Origin of the sequence: Pseudomonas bijieensis (assembly GCF_013347965.1) — a bacterium.
Lineage (GTDB): Bacteria > Pseudomonadota > Gammaproteobacteria > Pseudomonadales > Pseudomonadaceae > Aquipseudomonas > Aquipseudomonas bijieensis.
In genome coordinates this window covers 2,671,218-2,687,687 of record NZ_CP048810.1, presented here as the reverse complement: position 1 = coordinate 2,687,687, position 16,470 = coordinate 2,671,218, and the positions used below count along the sequence as shown (strand labels likewise).

Genomic DNA, 16,470 nt, shown 5'->3' with positions numbered 1-16,470 from the left:
GACGACACGGAACTTAAGCTTGCCCTGCGATCAAACAAGCTCGGCCCCGGGGATTGCAGCAATGCCAACTGGGTCACAAGTTTCAGACCGGCGGTTCAAGCTGCCACTATCCTAGCCGACAACCTGAAGACAGGAGACCTTTATGTTGCCACCCATGCTCCCTTTGAGCGCCGTACCCATCACCGCTCAACAGGATCCGGTTCGCCAGCGACCGGACATACCGCCCGTGGTCCCGGTGCAGCAGAGCTCTAACGAAAGCACCATCGACCTGCAAAATCGCGACCCGGAAGAGGCCGCGCTGCTGTTGCGCGAAGAACAGCGTCGCCAGCAGGAGCGCCAAAGGCGCCGCCGCGAGGCCGATCAAGACCCTGAAGAACACCTGGCCGTACCGGGTACCGAACTCAATGCCGACAACACCGTGCCGGTGGTGCCGCTGATAGACGAAGAGTCCCGCCAGGGCCTGTGGGTCGATATCCAGATCTGATTCAGGCGTTTGCCCTCCCGCACAGGCTGGTCAACGCCGCCAACAGCACGCATCATGGGCACACCGCAATTCACTGCACGATGCCCACACGCCATGAGCCAAGACGACAAGCTGATCGACCTCAGTGCCGAGCGCGCCAAGCGCGTTCACGACCTCAATGAAAAACGCCTTAACGAAGTCCGTCAGGCTTTCGAACAGGCCATGCCTTTGGGCAAGCCCAAGAAAAAGCCGAAAAACAAACCGAAAAAGCGCTGAACCCCCTCGATCCATTGATGCAGATCAGTTATTGCCCCTCCTTTTCGCCCCGTTGCGGGCGTTATTGACCCCGGTCAATTTTTATCCAGGCCTGATTGGTTAACTTGAACCCATCGCAACAGGGGCAAGACCAGGAGGCCAGTCATGTTTTTCGATAATGTGGTGTTTGCCGGGGTGTTGACGGTCGGCCTCATGTTCGTATTTTTCGCAGGCTTTGGATTATTCATCTGGAAAGACGCACAGAAGCGGAAAAAACCGTAGGTCTTTCCAGCGACAACGAGCACGCAAGGCATTTTGGGCGACTTCGGTCGCCCTTTTTTTTGAGCAGCAAATTTTTCTATTTCACACACAACAACTGTGGGAGCGAGCCTGCTCGCGATAGCGTCAGTTCAGCCAATATGAATAGTGGTTGACACACCGCTATCGCGAGCAGGCTCCTCACAGGTTTTCTGTTGGGCATAAAAAAAGGTGCGATCCGCCAGGACCGCACCTTTTTTGTGAGCTACTGGAATCAGCTACCCAAGGCCTTGGACGCCAGCCAGAACAACCCGGCCGACAGCGCCACCGTTGCCGGCAGGGTCAATACCCAGGCCAGCAGGATGTTGCGCACGGTGCCACCTTGCAGGCCGCTCTTGTTCGCGACCATGGTGCCAGCCACGCCCGAGGACAGTACGTGAGTGGTGGAGACCGGCAGGCTGAAGATGTTCGCCATGCCAATCATGCACGCGGTGGTGATCTGGGCCGACATACCTTGGGCGTAGGTCATGCCTTGTTTGCCGATCTTCTCACCGATGGTGAGCACCACACGCTTCCAGCCGACCATGGTACCCAGGCCCAGCGCCAGGGCGACCGCCAGGATCACCCAGAACGGGGCGTATTCGGTGGTACCGGTCAGGTCCTTGCGCAGCTTGTTCAGGTCGTCTTTTTCACGGGCGGCCAAGCCAGGCAACTTGCCGACCTTCTTCGCCGTGTCATCCAGGCAGAGCAGGTAGCGACGTACTTCGATACGGCTTTCTGACGGCAGCGAATGGTAGTCCGCCACACCTTTGAGGGTGCTGAGCAGGGCGTCGATGGTGGGTTCGGTCTGTTGCGGGTTGCAGCGGAATTTCTCCGGCAGATCGCCTTCCACGCTTTTACCCAGAGCCAGGAATTCCCCCAGGGATTCGCTGTTGCGCTGGTAGAACTGGCTCAGGTGCAAGGTCGCATCGCGGGTCCGTTCGATCTGATAGGTAGTGCTGCTCAGGTCGAGGACGAACTGCGAAGGCACGATGCCGATCAGCACCAGCATGATCAAGCCGATACCTTTTTGACCATCGTTGGAGCCGTGGACAAAGCTGACGGCCATGGCCGAGATCACCAGCACCAGGCGGTTCCAGAACGGCGGGTGTTTCTTGTCGTCGATCTTGCGGCGCTGCTCCGGCGTCTTGTGCATCTTCGACAGCGGACGCCACCACTTCAGGCCGATCAGCACCAGGGCGGCGATCAGGAAGCCGGCCATGGGCGAGAACACCAGGGAGGCGCCGATATCGATCGCCTTCTGCCAGTTCACCCCGTCGGCCAACGGGATATCGTTGATCAACGCGTTGGCCAGGCCCACGCCGAGGATCGAGCCGATCAAGGTATGGGAGCTGGACGCCGGGATACCGAAGTACCAGGTGCCCAGGTTCCAGGTGATGGCCGCTGCGAGCAGCGAAAACACCATGGCCAGCCCGTGTCCGGTGTTCACATTGATCAGCAGCTCCACGGGCAGCAGGTGAACGATGGCGTACGCCACCCCCACGCCGCCCAGCAGTACACCGAGGAAATTGAACACACCGGAAAAGAACACCGCCAGATGGGGCGGCATGGCTTTGGTGTAGATAACAGTGGCAACCGCGTTAGCGGTGTCATGAAAGCCGTTGATGAACTCGAAGGCGAGGACAAAAGCCAGGGCGAGCAAGAGGCTCACAAGCACCCAAGCATCCAGTCCGCTGAATAAATCGATCATGAAGGTTTTCTGACCCGGTCGTAAGGGGGCGCGATTATGCCAGAAAACCTTGGCAATCGATGCATTGCCTGCTCATCGGTAACATTCTTCAACGAAATAATTTGTAGGAAAGCCTCTGGTGCCAGGTTTTCCGCGGGGTACGTAACCCTTTGATTCAGGGGCGCAAAGCGCACCCGAACAGGATCGCCGCAAGCTGACGAACGCCTCACGCGGTTGTATGAAATATCTGAAAGAAGGTCGGCCATAGACGCTTCCCAGCCGTCGGGCGGGGAAAGGATGGCGGCCCGCTCATGGCGGGCGTGCACTACGGTTTCCAGCCTGGGTGGCGACCGGAGACCTCTTCACAAGAACATCTGGCCCAGAGCGTCACTGCTCTTCGGCTTTGAGTTCTTTTTCCATCTTCTGGAGTTCCTGGGTGAAGGCCTGGTCCTGAACGGTGGCGCGCTTACGCCAGGGTTTGCGTTCCGGTTCAGGTTGCGCGGCGTAGGTGGTGATTTCCCCGCCGTAAACTTCCTTGTAACGTTGTTCCTGGCGCTCAAGTTCCGCGCGCAGTTCGTCTTTCGTCACAGTTCTACCTAATTAATTGAAATTGAATCTGGTGATACGCACTGCATGTAGACATGCAGACGGCCACGGCACCAGAGCTGACAGCTGACGTAGCATCAGGGCTTCGTGTTGTTGCCAATACAGGGGAAGCGATCCTTGAAGATGCTTCGGGCACCACGGTATCAACCACGGCGCCTGCGCATGGGAGCGGTCGATTGGCCGCACCGTCGCTGAATTGCATTATAGCGGTCTAGCTGAATAACACTATCGGGAAAAATTTAAAGGGCCTGCTGTTGTGTGAGTCGATGTTTGTATGTCCAAACTTGTGTCAATGAGGTTTCAGAAGATGCTGGCGAGTGCCGGTATCCTGATACCGTTCAAGGCGACAAGTTCAATATCGCCCGCATTCTTCACCTCAAACCGCTGCCACTGTCGCTCAACTTGTTATCGCGAGTTCGCCGGCTGGCGACAGGATTGCGATTATCGGTCGTCGGTTCGATAATCGAACGCTGTTGGCGGTCGGGCTCTTGTCGATCCGTCAGGCAGCCGCTTGTAATAGCCGTCATTCCCGGGGAAGGACCAGACATGAACGACCAATTGCGCAATGCCTTCACTTCAGTCGCGCCACCGATCGTCGCCTCGCCGGCCAAACGGATCCAGGCCCTGACCGGTGATCCCGACTTCATGACGTCCCTGGCCCGCGGGTTGGCCGTAGTCCAGGCCTTCCAGGAGCGCAAGCGGCACCTGACGATCGCCCAGATCAGCCACCGCACGGAAATTCCTCGCGCCGCCGTCCGGCGTTGCCTGCATACCTTGATCAAGCTTGGCTACGCCACCACGGACGGGCGCACCTATTCGCTGCTGCCCAAAGTGCTGACCCTGGGGCACGCCTATCTGTCCTCGACGCCCCTGGCCGTTTCCGCCCAGCCGTACCTGGACCGCATGAGCGAACAATTGCACGAAGCCTGCAACATGGCGACGCTCGAAGGCGACGACATCCTCTATATCGCCCGGTCCGCCACCACCCAGCGCCTGATTTCGGTCGATCTATCGGTTGGCGGGCGTCTGCCAGCCTATTGCACTTCAATGGGCAGGATTCTCCTGGCCGCCCTGGATGATGCATCGTTGCGTGACTACCTCGACCACGCCGACCTGCAAGCCAAGACCAGCCGGACCTTGCACACCCCCGAAGCGTTGCTTGAGTGCCTGCAACAGGTACGGCAGCAGGGCTGGTGCATCGTTGACCAGGAACTGGAGCAGGGCCTGCGTTCGATTGCCGTGCCGGTCTACGACGCTTCCGGCCAGGTGGTAGCGGCACTGAATGTCAGTACCCACGCCGGACGGGTCAGCCGCAATGAGTTGGAACAACGCTTCCTGCCCGGTCTGTTGGGGGCCAGTCGCGACTTGAGCGCGCAGCTGTTCACTTAAGCTGTTCGATAAACGCACACAGTCAGCGGCGATGAATTGACGGTCTTTGCCTGGCCTCATTAATGTCGCGCAGCGTCATCCGGCGAGTTTCGCCGGTCTCTGTCCGTTCGCCTGCGTTTCTTGCGTGGAATAAAAATAAAATGAACCAGCCCCAGACCTCCGTAGGCTCCTGCCTCGATGTGCAGTCCTTCATCAATGCCCAGCCCATTTCGCGCTACCAATGGCGGGTGGTGATTCTCTGTTTCCTGATTGTCTTCCTCGACGGCCTCGATACGGCGGCCATGGGTTTCATCGCCCCGGCCCTGTCCCAGGATTGGGGGATCGATCGCGCCAGCCTTGGCCCGGTGATGAGTGCCGCGCTGATCGGCATGGTCTTCGGCGCGCTAGGTTCCGGGCCATTGGCTGACCGCTTCGGGCGAAAAGTCGTATTGGTGGGCGCGGTCCTGCTGTTTGGCGCATTCAGCCTGGCGTCGGCCTACAGCACCAGCGTCGATCAATTGTTGGTGTTGCGCTTCCTCACTGGCCTGGGATTAGGCGCCGGGATGCCGAACGCTACCACCTTGCTCTCGGAATACACCCCGGAGCGCAAGAAATCCCTGTTGGTGACCAGCATGTTCTGCGGCTTCAACCTGGGCATGGCCGGCGGCGGGTTCATCTCCGCCAAGCTGATCCCGGCATTCGGCTGGCACAGCCTGTTGCTGATCGGCGGGATCCTGCCATTGATCCTGGCGGTCGTCCTGCTGTTGTGGCTGCCGGAGTCGGCGCGTTACCTGGTGGTGCGCAATCGCGGCAGCGACAAAGTGCGCAAGACCTTGGCGCCGATCGATCCGGCCATCGTCGCCCAAGCGGCGAGCTTCAGTGTGCCGGAACAGAAAACCGTGAAGGCCCGCAACGTGCTCGCGGTGATTTTCTCCGGCACCTACAGCGTCGGTACGTTATTGCTGTGGCTGACCTATTTCATGGGCCTGGTGATCGTCTACCTGTTGACCAGTTGGTTGCCGACCCTGATGCGCGACAGCGGCGCGAGCATGGAACAAGCTGCGTTTATCGGTGCGTTGTTTCAGTTTGGCGGCGTGTTGAGCGCTGTCGGGGTGGGCTGGGCGATGGACCGGTTCAATCCGCACAAGGTCATCGGCCTTTTCTATCTGATGGCCGGGCTGTTTGCCTACGCGGTGGGGCAGAGCCTGGGCAACATCACCTTGCTCGCCACGCTAGTGCTGGTGGCGGGCATGTGTGTCAACGGCGCGCAATCGGCGATGCCATCCCTGGCCGCGCGTTTCTACCCGACCCAGGGCCGTGCCACCGGTGTGTCGTGGATGCTGGGTATCGGTCGTTTCGGTGCAATCCTCGGCGCCTGGATGGGCGCGACCCTGCTGGGCCTGGGCTGGAATTTCGAACAGGTCCTGACTGCCTTGGTGATCCCGGCGGCCCTGGCCACCACGGCGGTGGTGATCAAGGGCATGGTCAGCCATGCGGATGCGACCTGATCCAAGGACTATGAGTCCTGTGATGGATCTGTGGGAGCGAGCCTGCTCGCGAAACGTCGGGTCAGCCCCACATGCGGTGGCTGGCACACCGCTATCGCGAGCAGGCTCGCTCCCACAAGGATCGGGGTGTCTGAAAAAATCGATAGCCAAACAACAATCTGTTCGATAAACGAACACTCAGTCGATTATCGGATTGTTCGGCCTTTTCCCGCAGCTTAATCTTCAGTCACTCCGGCGCCTAACCTCGCGCCTTTTTCTTCATGTCGGTCTACTGGAAAACGGGAGCCTGCCCCATGGCTGAAATCCTTTCGCTGCACGACGCGGTGAAGCAATTCGTCAACGACGGCGATATCGTCGCGCTCGAAGGCTTCACTCATCTGATTCCGACGGCGGCGGGTCATGAAATCATTCGTCAGGGCAAGAAAGACCTGACCCTGGTGCGCATGACGCCTGACCTGATCTACGACCAGTTGATCGGCGCCGGCTGTGCTCGCAAGTTGATTTTTTCCTGGGGCGGCAACCCTGGTGTCGGGTCGTTGCACCGCCTGCGCGATGCAGTGGAGAAACAATGGCCGCACCCGCTGGAGATCGAGGAACACAGCCATGCCGACCTGGCCAACGCCTACGTCGCTGGCGCCTCCGGCCTGCCGTTCGCGGTGTTGCGGGCCTACGCCGGCTCCGACCTGCCGAAGGTCAACCCGTTGATCAAGAGCGTGACCTGTCCCTTCACCGGTGAAGTCCTGGCCGCCGTACCTTCGGTGCGCCCGGACATCACGGTGATCCACGCCCAGAAAGCCGACCGCAAGGGCAATGTGTTGCTGTGGGGCATTCTCGGCGTGCAGAAAGAAGCCGCCCTGGCCGCCAAGCGTTGCATCGTCACCGTGGAGGAAATCGTCGACGACCTGAATGCGCCGATGAACGCCTGTGTCCTGCCGACCTGGGCGTTGAGCGCCGTGTGCCTGGTACCGGGCGGGGCCCATCCGTCCTACGCCCATGGCTACACCGAACGTGACAATCGTTTCTACCAGGCGTGGGATCCGATCGCCCGGGATCGTGAGACGTTTACTGCATGGATCGATGAATACATCCATGGCACCAAGGATTTCAGTGAGTTCCAGGCCAGACTGGCAGCCGCTTCGCAGGTGAAATCATGACTTACTCCACCAATGAAATGATGACCGTCGCCGCGGCGCGTCGCTTGCAGAACAACGCCGTATGCTTCGTTGGCATCGGCCTGCCGTCGAAAGCGGCCAACCTGGCGCGGCTGACCTCGTCGCCGGATGTAGTGCTGATCTACGAGTCCGGTCCGATCGGTGCCAAGCCCAGCGTGCTGCCGTTGTCCATTGGCGACGGTGAGCTGGCGGAAACCGCCGATACCGTCGTCCCGACCGGGGAGATTTTCCGCTACTGGTTGCAGGGCGGGCGTATTGACGTCGGTTTCCTCGGCGCTGCCCAGGTCGACCGCTTCGGCAACATCAACACCACGGTGGTGGGCGACTATCATCAGCCGAAAGTCCGCCTGCCGGGTGCTGGTGGCGCACCGGAAATCGCCGGTTCGGCCAAGAGCGTGTTGATCATCCTCAAGCAGTCGGCACGTTCGTTTGTCGACAAGCTGGACTTCATCACCTCGGTCGGTCATGGCGAGGGCGGCGATTCGCGCAAGCGCTTGGGCCTGCCAGGTGCCGGTCCCGTGGGCATCATCACCGACCTGTGCATCATGGAGCCGGAAGCCGGCAGCCATGAGTTCGTGGTCACCGCGCTGCACCCCGGCGTGACCCGCGAGCAAGTCATTGCCGCCACCGGGTGGGCGATCCGTTTCGCCGACCAGGTGCAAACCACCGCCGAACCGACCGAGGTGGAGCTGCGCGCATTGCGCGATCTTGAAGCTCGTACCGCGGCGGCCCACGGCCAGGCACCGGGAGAAGCCTGATGCGCGACGTGTATATCTGTGATGCGATTCGAACCCCTATCGGCCGGTTCGGCGGCGGCTTGTCCGCCGTGCGCGCCGATGACCTGGCGGCCGTGCCGATCAAGGCGCTGATGGAGCGCAACCCATCGGTGGACTGGAGCTCGGTGGACGAGGTGTTCCTGGGCTGCGCCAACCAGGCGGGTGAAGACAACCGCAACGTGGCGCGCATGGCGCTGTTGCTGGCAGGTCTGCCAGAGAGCATTCCCGGGGTGACCCTCAACCGCCTCTGTGCCTCGGGCATGGACGCCGTCGGCACGGCGTTTCGCGCCATTGCCAGCGGGGAAATGGAATTGGCCATCGCTGGCGGCGTGGAGTCGATGTCCCGCGCACCGTTCGTGATGGGCAAGGCCGACTCGGCGTTCTCGCGCAACATGAAACTGGAAGACACCACCATCGGCTGGCGCTTCATCAACCCATTGATGAAAGCCCAGTACGGTGTGGACGCGATGCCACAGACGGCGGACAACGTGGCCGACGATTACGCCGTGTCGCGCGCCGACCAGGATGCTTTCGCCCTGCGCAGCCAACAACGCACGGCAGCGGCCCAGGCCGCAGGATTTTTCGCCGAGGAAATCGTTGCGGTGCGCATTGCTCATAAGAAAGGCGAAACCGTGGTCGAGCAGGACGAGCACCCTCGCGCTGACACCACGCTGGAAACCTTGAGCAAACTCAAACCGGTCAATGGCCCGGACAAGACCGTCACTGCCGGCAACGCCTCGGGTGTGAACGATGGCGCGGCGGCGTTGATCCTGGCGTCGGCCGAAGCGGTGAAGAAACACGGCCTGACGCCACGGGGCAAAGTGCTGGGCATGGCCAGTGCCGGCGTGGCGCCACGGGTGATGGGCATCGGCCCGGTGCCGGCGGTGCGCAAGCTCACTGAGCGCCTGGGCCTGGCGGTCGCCGATTTCGATGTGATCGAACTCAATGAAGCCTTCGCCAGCCAGGGCCTGGCGGTGCTGCGCGAACTGGGGCTGGCGGACGATGCGCCGCAGGTCAACCCTAACGGCGGCGCCATTGCCCTGGGCCATCCGTTGGGCATGAGCGGGGCGCGCTTGGTGATGACGGCGCTGCACCACCTGGAAAAGACCGGTGGCAAGAAAGGCCTGGCGACCATGTGCGTCGGCGTCGGCCAGGGTCTGGCATTGGCAATCGAACGCGTCTGACGCGTCGTTCTACTAATAAGAAACCGAGGAATGCTACATGACTGACAAGCCTGGTTATCGTCGCCCTCAAGCGGGCACCCAGCCGGAGTATCTGCACCCGCCGTACCAGTCCACCAACCTGCGCTCGCCATCCAAGCCGTTGGTGTATTTGCCTCACTCGCTGTCGGAAATCACCGGTCCGACCATAGGCGCCGACCGCGTGCAGGAGAAGGACAACGACCTGACCGCCCAGCATGCCGGCGAGCCGTTGGGGGAACGGATCATCATTCACGGACGGGTGCTGGATGAGCACGGCCAGCCGGTGCCGGGCATCCTGGTGGAGATCTGGCAGGCCAACGCCGCCGGTCGCTACAACCATGACCGTGACAACCATGACGCGCCGCTGGACCCGAACTTCACCGGCACCGGTCGCACCATTACCGACGCCGACGGCTGGTATCAGTTCCAGACCATCAAGCCCGGTGCTTATCCGTGGGGCAACCACCACAATGCCTGGCGCCCGGCGCATATCCATTTCTCACTGTTCGGGCCGAGCATTCTGACGCGCCTGGTGACGCAGATGTATTTCCCCGGCGATCCGTTGCTGGCCTACGACCCGATCTATAACTGCGTGCCGGACACCAGCGCCAAGGAACGCCTGATCGCCAGTTTCGACCTGGAAAAAACCGTCCCTCACTACGCCCTCGGTTACCGCTGGGACATCGTCTTGCGCGGCCGCGATGCCACGCCGATGGAGAAATAAGATGACGCTCACCGCCACCACATCCCACACCGTTGGCCCTTACTACCATATCGGCCTGACCTGGCTGAACCGTGAAGATCTGACCGTTGCCCAAACCCTTGGCCAACGCGTGGCGATCACCGGGCAGGTGGTCGACGGCAATGGTGAATTCGTCAACGACGCCATGCTGGAAGTCTGGCAGGCCAACGCCGCCGGTAAATACGCCCACCCCGAAGACGATCAGGACAAGCCCCTGGACCCGCATTTCGAAGGCTTCGGTCGGGTGCCGGTGGACGCTGAAGGGCGCTTTCGCTTCACCACCATCAAGCCGGGCACAGTGCCAGGGTTGAGCGGCACGACCCAGGCACCGCACCTGGTAGTGCTGGTGTTCGCCCGCGGGTTGGTCAAGCATTTGCTGACGCGCATCTACTTCGATGGCGAGCCGACCAACGAAACCGACCCGCTGTTGGCCTGCGTGCCCGAGGAACGTCGTGCCACCATTGTGAGCAAACCCGATGCCTCGGGCGTGTATCAGTGGAACGTGATCCTGCAGGGCACGGATGCCGAGACGGTGTTCTTCGACTACTGAGTGATTACACCTGTGGGAGCGAGCCTGCTCGCGATAGCGGTGGGTCAGCTTGCATCCATTATTGAATGTGCCGCCCTCATCGCGAGCAGGCTCGCTCCCACATGGCGGCGGCACAGGCAATGCAATACTGTGGAACGGGACTGTTACGAAGTGTGTCTAGACTCTGTCCAGTCCCCAACGAGTGAATAGCCCATGACCATCCCAATCAGCCACTACACCGGTGAAGAACGCAGCAAGCGCATCTTCGCCATCGTCGGTGCCTCATCCGGCAACCTGGTCGAATGGTTCGACTTCTATGTCTATGCGTTTTGTGCGATTTATTTCGCGCCGGCGTTTTTTCCGTCGGACAACCCCACGGTGCAACTGGTCAACACGGCAGGTGTGTTCGCCGCCGGGTTCCTGATGCGACCCATCGGTGGCTGGATTTTCGGCCGGGTGGCGGACCGTCACGGGCGCAAGAATTCGATGATGATTTCGGTGCTGATGATGTGCTTCGGCTCGTTGCTCATCGCGTGCCTGCCCACCTACAAAGACATCGGCGTCTGGGCGCCGGTGCTGCTGTTGTTCGCACGCCTGTTACAAGGCTTGTCGGTGGGTGGCGAGTACGGCACCACCGCTACTTACATGAGCGAAGTCGCCCTCAAGGGCCAGCGTGGTTTTTTTGCTTCGTTCCAGTACGTGACGCTGATCGGCGGGCAACTGCTGGCGGTGTCGTTGGTGGTGATCCTGCAGCAGTTTCTCAACGAGGACGAACTGCGCGCCTACGGTTGGCGGATCCCGTTCGTGGTGGGTGCCCTGGCTGCGTTGATCTCCCTGTTCCTGCGGCGCTCCCTGAAGGAAACCAGCAGCAAGGAAATGCGCGAGAACAAGGACGCCGGCAGCATCGCGGCGCTGTTTCGCGACCACAAGGCCGCGTTCATCACCGTGCTGGGCTACACCGCTGGCGGCTCGCTGATTTTCTATACCTTCACCACCTACATGCAGAAATACCTGGTGAACACCGCCGGCCTGCACGCCAAGACCGCCAGCTACATCATGACTGGTGCGTTGTTCCTCTATATGTGCATGCAGCCGCTGTTCGGCATGCTGGCGGACAAGATCGGCCGGCGTAATTCCATGCTCTGGTTCGGTGGCCTGGGGGCGTTGTGCACGGTGCCGATCCTGCTGACCCTCAAAAGCATCAGCAGCCCGTTCCTGGCGTTCGTCCTGATCACGTTGGCGCTGGCGATCGTCAGTTTCTACACGTCGATCAGTGGCCTGGTGAAAGCGGAAATGTTTCCCCCTGAAGTGCGGGCGCTGGGAGTAGGGTTGGCGTACGCGGTGGCCAATGCGATTTTTGGCGGTTCGGCCGAGTACGTCGCCTTGAGCCTGAAGGCACAGGGCATGGAGAACGCCTTTTACTGGTATGTCACGGTGATGATGGTGGTGGCGTTCCTGTTCAGCCTGCGCCTGCCCAAGCAACCGGCATACTTGCATCACGACCTTTGACTCAACTGCGCCGGCCCTTGAGGCCGGCGCTCCCAAGGACTGTTTATGAGCGACCGACTGGGCAATCAACTGTTCGATGCCTACTTCACCGCCCGCGACATGCGCGAGGTGTTCTGCGATGCGGGCCGGCTCCAGGCCATGCTCGACGTCGAGGCGGCATTGGCCCGGGCCGAAGCGCGGGTGGGTTTGATTCCCCAGAGCGCGGTGGCGCCAATCGAGCAGGCCTGCCGTGCCCAGCTTTACGATTTTTCGGCCTTGAGCGAAGCGATCGCCAGTGCCGGCAATTCGGCGATCCCGCTGGTCAAGGCGTTGGGCAAACGCATCGCCGCCGAGGATGCTGAAGCCGAACGCTACGTGCACCTGGGGGCAACCAGCCAGGACGTGATGGACAGCGGGCTGGTGCTGCAACTGCGCCAGGCGTTGGGCTTGATCGAGGCAGAACTGGCCCAGCTGGCCGGCACCCTGGCCCGCCAAGCCGAACGCTACGCCGCCACTCCGCTGGCCGGGCGTACCTGGTTGCAGCATGCCACGCCGGTGACCCTGGGTATGAAAATCGCCGGTTGGCTGGGGGCGATCACCCGCAGTCGGCAACGTCTGAAAGAACTCAAGCCGCGCTTGCTGGTGCTGCAATTTGGCGGCGCCTCTGGAACGCTCGCCGCCTTGGGCGAACACGCCTTACCCATCGCCGAAGCCTTGGCTGCCGAGCTACAACTGAACCTGCCGGAACAACCGTGGCACACCCAACGCGACCGCCTGGTGGAGTTCGGCTCGGTGTTGGGTTTGATCGCCGGCAGCCTGGGCAAGCTGGGCCGCGACATCAGCCTGTTGATGCAGACCGAGGCTGGCGAAGCGTTCGAACCGTCGGCGCCGGGCAAGGGCGGTTCGTCGACCATGCCCCACAAACGCAACCCGGTGGGCGCGGCGGTGCTGATCGGCGCGGCGACGCGGGTGCCGGGCTTGTTGTCGACATTGTTCAGCGCCATGCCCCAGGAACATGAGCGCAGCCTGGGCCTGTGGCACGCCGAATGGGAAACCTTGCCGGAGATCTGCTGCCTGGTGTCCGGTGCCTTGCAACAGGCGCGATTGCTGGCCGAAGGGCTGGAAGTCGACGCCGCACGCATGGCTCGCAACCTGGAACTGACCCAGGGGCTGGTGCTCGCCGAAGCGGTGAGCATCGTCCTGGCCCAGCGGGTGGGGCGCGACACGGCGCATCATCTGCTGGAGCAATGTTGCAAGCGCGCCGTGGCCGAACAACGGCATCTGCGTGACGTGTTGGGGGACGAACCCCAGGTCACTGCACAGTTGTCCGCCGCTGAAATCGATCATCTACTCAACCCCGCTCACTACCTCGGCCAGGCCCAGACCTGGGTCGCCCGAGCGGTGGCCGAACACCTTGCCTTGAACGCCTGAAAGGAGATTGTTGTGGGATTCGTCAAACTCGCCGAGGGCGATCTGAATTACCGATTGGACGGGCCGCAAGAGGCCCCGGTGCTGGTGCTTTCAAACTCTCTCGGCACTGACCTGCACATGTGGGATGCGCAGGTCCCGGCTTTCAGCGAACACTTTCGCGTATTGCGTTTTGACACCCGTGGCCATGGCCAGTCGCTGGTCACCGAAGGGCCCTATAGCATCGAACAACTGGGCCGCGATGTGCTGGCGATGCTTGATCAGTTGGGCATCGACAAGGTGCATTTCTGTGGCTTGTCCATGGGCGGGTTGATCGGCCAATGGTTGGGGATCAATGCCGGTGAGCGGCTACATAAACTGGTGGTGTGCAACACTGCCGCGAAGATCGGTGACCCCTCGGTATGGAACCCGCGCATCGAAACCGTGCTGCGTGATGGCAAGGCGGCGATGGTGGCGTTGCGCGATGCCTCGATTGCCCGTTGGTTTACCCCAGACTTCGCCGAGGCGCAGCCTGCGACGGTGAAACAAATCACTGACATGCTCGCCGCCACTTCGCCCCAGGGCTATGCGGCCAACTGTGCGGCGGTGCGCGATGCCGATTTTCGCGAGCAATTGTCGTCGATCCAGGTGCCGCTGCTGGTGATCGCCGGCACCGAAGACGCCGTGACGCCGCCGTCGGGTGGGCACTTTATCCAGGAACGGGTCAGTGGCGCCGAGTACGCCGAGTTTTATGCCGCGCACCTGTCCAACGTCCAGGCCGGCGCTGCGTTCAGCGCCCGGGTGCTGGATTTCCTGCTTGATTCTGGCCGAGCCTGAGGAGTTTTTTGTGGACGAGAAACAACGTTACGACGAAGGCATGCAGGTACGCCGCGCGGTGCTGGGCGATGCCCATGTCGACCGCAGCCTCAATGCCTTGACCGAGTTCAACAGCGAATTCCAGGAGATGATCACCCGTCACGCCTGGGGCGACATCTGGACCCGCCCGGGCCTGCCGCGCCACACTCGCAGCCTGATCACCATCGCCATGCTGATCGGCATGAACCGTAATGAGGAACTCAAGCTGCATCTGCGCGCCGCCGCCAACAACGGCGTGAGCCGCAGCGAGATCAAGGAAGTGATCATGCAGAGCGCGATCTACTGCGGCATTCCGGCGGCCAACGCCACCTTCCACCTGGCCGAGTCGGTGTGGGATGAGCTGGGTGTCGAATCACGGGGTTAAGGGGTTACTTCATTCCCTGTGGGAGTGGGCTTGCTCGCGAAAGCGGTGGGGCAGCTTGCATCGATGCTGAATGTGCTGACGCCATCGCGAGCAGGCTCGCTCCCACATTGGATCTTCAGTGAGTACAAATTTTGTGCCCGATGCTGATCCCCTCTGTGGGAGCGAGCCTGCTCGCGATGACGGTGGGACTGCCTCGACCCATGTTGGTTTTTTACAACAGGCTGATCGGATAGCTGACAATCAACCGGTTTTCATCGAACTCATTAGTGCTGTAGTCCCGACGCATCGTCGAGTTACGCCATTTCACATTCAGACTCTTGAGCGCGCCGCTCTGTACGGTGTAGGCCAGCTCACTTTCCCGGCCCCATTCCTTGCCATCGTCGACCGTGGCGGTGTGCACATTGTCGCCGCTGATGTAGCGGTTCATCAGGGTCAGGCCCGGCACGCCGACGGCGGCGAAGTTGAAGTCGTGACGCAACTGCCAGGATTTTTCCTTGGCGTTGTCGTAACTGGAGTTGTAGCTGTCGTTGGCCAGGGTGCCGCCGCTGGTGCCGTTGACGCGCATCCAGGCGTCATCACCGCCGACTTTCTGCAGGCCGACGTAGAAGGTGTTGCCGCCGTATTTGGCCGAGAGCATGGCGAACGCGGTCTTGTTGTCCAGGTCGCCGGCCAGCGCGCTGCCGTCTTCCTTGCCGATGAAGTAGCCAAGGTTGGCGCCCAGGGTCCAGTCGCCGATGGGCTGGCTGTGGGTCAGGTTGAAATATTGCTGCTGGTAGATGTCGGACAGTTCCGCGTACCAGACGCCGACCTGGGTGCGTTTTTCGTTGAAAGCGTATTCGCCGCCGCCGAAGTTGAAGCGGTCGGACGTGAAGGCGCCGCGGCCGTTCATGGACATGTCTTCCATGCTCGCGTCGTTGCGCGGGCTGTTGGCGCGGAACTGGCCGCCGTAGAGGGTCAAACCGCTGATTTCGGTGGAGGTCACCTGGCCGCCACGGAAGGTTTGCGGCAGGGAGCGGCCGTCGTCGGAGCGCAGGATTGGCAGCACTGGCATCCATTCGCCGACCTTCAGTTCGGTCTTCGACACCTTGGCCTTGAGAGCCACGCCCAGGCGACCGAAGTCGTCGGCCGGGCGGCCGTCATCGTGCACCGGCAGCAACTGCGTACCCGCCGTGCCACGGCCGCCGTCGAGCTTGAGCGAGTACGTGCCCAGCACATCCACGCCAAAACCGACCACGCCCTGGGTGAAACCGGACTTGGCGTCGAGGATGAAACTCTGCGTCCATTCCTCGGCTTTGCCTTGGGCATTGTTCGGGTTGGTGAAGTTGCGGTTGAAGTAGAAGTTGCGCAGGTTCAGCGTGGCCTTGGCATCTTCGACAAACCCCGATTCTGCGGCCAGGACGGGCAGGGCGGTAGTGGTCAGGGCTACGGCAATGAGGCTGGGGAACAAGTGCTGTGTGGGTTTCATGGGCGTGTCTCTAATTGTTGTGGGCGAAGCGAGTCGTTGCCGCAACCTTGGGTTGCAGACGGTGTGGTGTAACTTGGGTGTTTAGGCGATCGAGGGATCAGCCGGGTGAGGCGGGGCGTAGGGGCATGGCGTCGAACCTGTTGTTATTGGTTTTGTGCGAGGGATGGTGAAGGGCTGCCTGGGATCGCTTCAATTGGCGTTTGCGGGTTTTGGGCGATTATCGAACAGCAAAAAAGGGCCGATTGGCTGGATGAAGAACCTG

17 protein-coding genes are annotated in these 16,470 nt (G+C 61.2%); 14 read left to right on the top strand and 3 right to left on the bottom strand.

The features are described 5' to 3' along the window. Positions 1-142: 142 nt before the first annotated feature. From GN234_RS11640 to ccoM, 3 genes are all read left to right on the top strand, one after another. Positions 143-484 carry an aspartate-semialdehyde dehydrogenase gene (locus GN234_RS11640; RefSeq protein ID WP_109755784.1) on the top strand — a complete coding sequence of 114 codons (342 nt, stop codon included), beginning with the start codon at positions 143-145 and terminating at the stop codon, positions 482-484. Between the two features lie 93 nt (positions 485-577). Continuing rightward, positions 578-739, top strand: a complete 162-nt coding sequence (locus tag GN234_RS11635; protein ID WP_003184513.1) for a hypothetical protein — start codon at positions 578-580, stop codon at positions 737-739. A 144-nt stretch (positions 740-883) separates the two neighbouring features. Further along, complete coding sequence (gene ccoM / locus GN234_RS30190) at positions 884-1,000, top strand: cytochrome c oxidase subunit CcoM (protein ID WP_325073148.1); 117 nt, start codon at positions 884-886, stop codon at positions 998-1,000. 250 nt (positions 1,001-1,250) lie between these two features. On the opposite strand, the gene GN234_RS11630 is transcribed toward ccoM, so the two are convergent. After that, positions 1,251-2,726 carry an inorganic phosphate transporter gene (locus tag GN234_RS11630; RefSeq protein WP_109755785.1) on the bottom strand — a complete coding sequence of 492 codons (1,476 nt, stop codon included), beginning with the start codon at positions 2,724-2,726 and terminating at the stop codon, positions 1,251-1,253. Between the two features lie 366 nt (positions 2,727-3,092). Continuing rightward, positions 3,093-3,293, bottom strand: coding sequence for a hypothetical protein (locus tag GN234_RS11625; RefSeq protein WP_003198635.1), 201 nt, complete (start codon positions 3,291-3,293; stop codon positions 3,093-3,095). 564 nt (positions 3,294-3,857) lie between these two features. On the opposite strand from GN234_RS11625, the gene pcaR reads away from it, so the two are divergent. The 11 genes from pcaR (at position 3,858) to pcaC (ending at position 14,743) form a co-directional block, all read left to right on the top strand. After that, positions 3,858-4,700: a pca regulon transcriptional regulator PcaR gene (gene pcaR / locus GN234_RS11620; protein ID WP_003184507.1), complete on the top strand. Its 843-nt coding sequence runs from the start codon at positions 3,858-3,860 to the stop codon at positions 4,698-4,700. A gap of 140 nt (positions 4,701-4,840) precedes the next feature. Beyond that, positions 4,841-6,187, top strand: coding sequence for an MFS transporter (locus GN234_RS11615; RefSeq protein ID WP_109755786.1), 1,347 nt, complete (start codon positions 4,841-4,843; stop codon positions 6,185-6,187). 293 nt (positions 6,188-6,480) lie between these two features. Continuing rightward, positions 6,481-7,341, top strand: a complete 861-nt coding sequence (locus tag GN234_RS11610; protein ID WP_176688509.1) for a CoA transferase subunit A — start codon at positions 6,481-6,483, stop codon at positions 7,339-7,341. Continuing rightward, the gene (locus GN234_RS11605) at positions 7,335-8,117 is read left to right on the top strand and encodes a CoA-transferase subunit beta (RefSeq protein WP_176689584.1); all 783 of its coding nucleotides are present in this window, start codon (positions 7,335-7,337) and stop codon (positions 8,115-8,117) included. The genes GN234_RS11610 and GN234_RS11605 overlap by 7 nt, the downstream gene beginning before the upstream one ends. Then, positions 8,114-9,319 carry a 3-oxoadipyl-CoA thiolase gene (gene pcaF / locus GN234_RS11600; protein ID WP_176689583.1) on the top strand — a complete coding sequence of 402 codons (1,206 nt, stop codon included), beginning with the start codon at positions 8,114-8,116 and terminating at the stop codon, positions 9,317-9,319. The genes GN234_RS11605 and pcaF overlap by 4 nt, the downstream gene beginning before the upstream one ends. A 37-nt stretch (positions 9,320-9,356) precedes the next feature. Further along, positions 9,357-10,061, top strand: a complete 705-nt coding sequence (pcaH, locus tag GN234_RS11595) for a protocatechuate 3,4-dioxygenase subunit beta (protein WP_116831638.1) — start codon at positions 9,357-9,359, stop codon at positions 10,059-10,061. Position 10,062: 1 nt separating this feature from the next. Continuing rightward, a complete protein-coding gene (gene pcaG, locus GN234_RS11590; RefSeq protein ID WP_109755791.1) occupies positions 10,063-10,629 on the top strand; it encodes a protocatechuate 3,4-dioxygenase subunit alpha in 567 nt (188 codons plus the stop codon). A gap of 192 nt (positions 10,630-10,821) precedes the next feature. Then, entirely contained in the window at positions 10,822-12,117 is a 1,296-nt protein-coding gene (locus tag GN234_RS11585) for an MFS family transporter (protein WP_109755792.1), read from the top strand. A 45-nt stretch (positions 12,118-12,162) separates the two neighbouring features. Further along, positions 12,163-13,527 carry a 3-carboxy-cis,cis-muconate cycloisomerase gene (locus tag GN234_RS11580; protein WP_116831640.1) on the top strand — a complete coding sequence of 455 codons (1,365 nt, stop codon included), beginning with the start codon at positions 12,163-12,165 and terminating at the stop codon, positions 13,525-13,527. Positions 13,528-13,539: 12 nt separating this feature from the next. Then, positions 13,540-14,340: a 3-oxoadipate enol-lactonase gene (pcaD, locus tag GN234_RS11575; protein ID WP_109755794.1), complete on the top strand. Its 801-nt coding sequence runs from the start codon at positions 13,540-13,542 to the stop codon at positions 14,338-14,340. 10 nt (positions 14,341-14,350) lie between these two features. Next, complete coding sequence (pcaC, locus tag GN234_RS11570; RefSeq protein ID WP_030142291.1) at positions 14,351-14,743, top strand: 4-carboxymuconolactone decarboxylase; 393 nt, start codon at positions 14,351-14,353, stop codon at positions 14,741-14,743. A gap of 211 nt (positions 14,744-14,954) precedes the next feature. Here the strand turns inward: pcaC and GN234_RS11565 are convergent, their stop codons facing one another. Beyond that, positions 14,955-16,208: an OprD family porin gene (locus tag GN234_RS11565; RefSeq protein WP_176688508.1), complete on the bottom strand. Its 1,254-nt coding sequence runs from the start codon at positions 16,206-16,208 to the stop codon at positions 14,955-14,957. Positions 16,209-16,470: the final 262 nt, after the last annotated feature.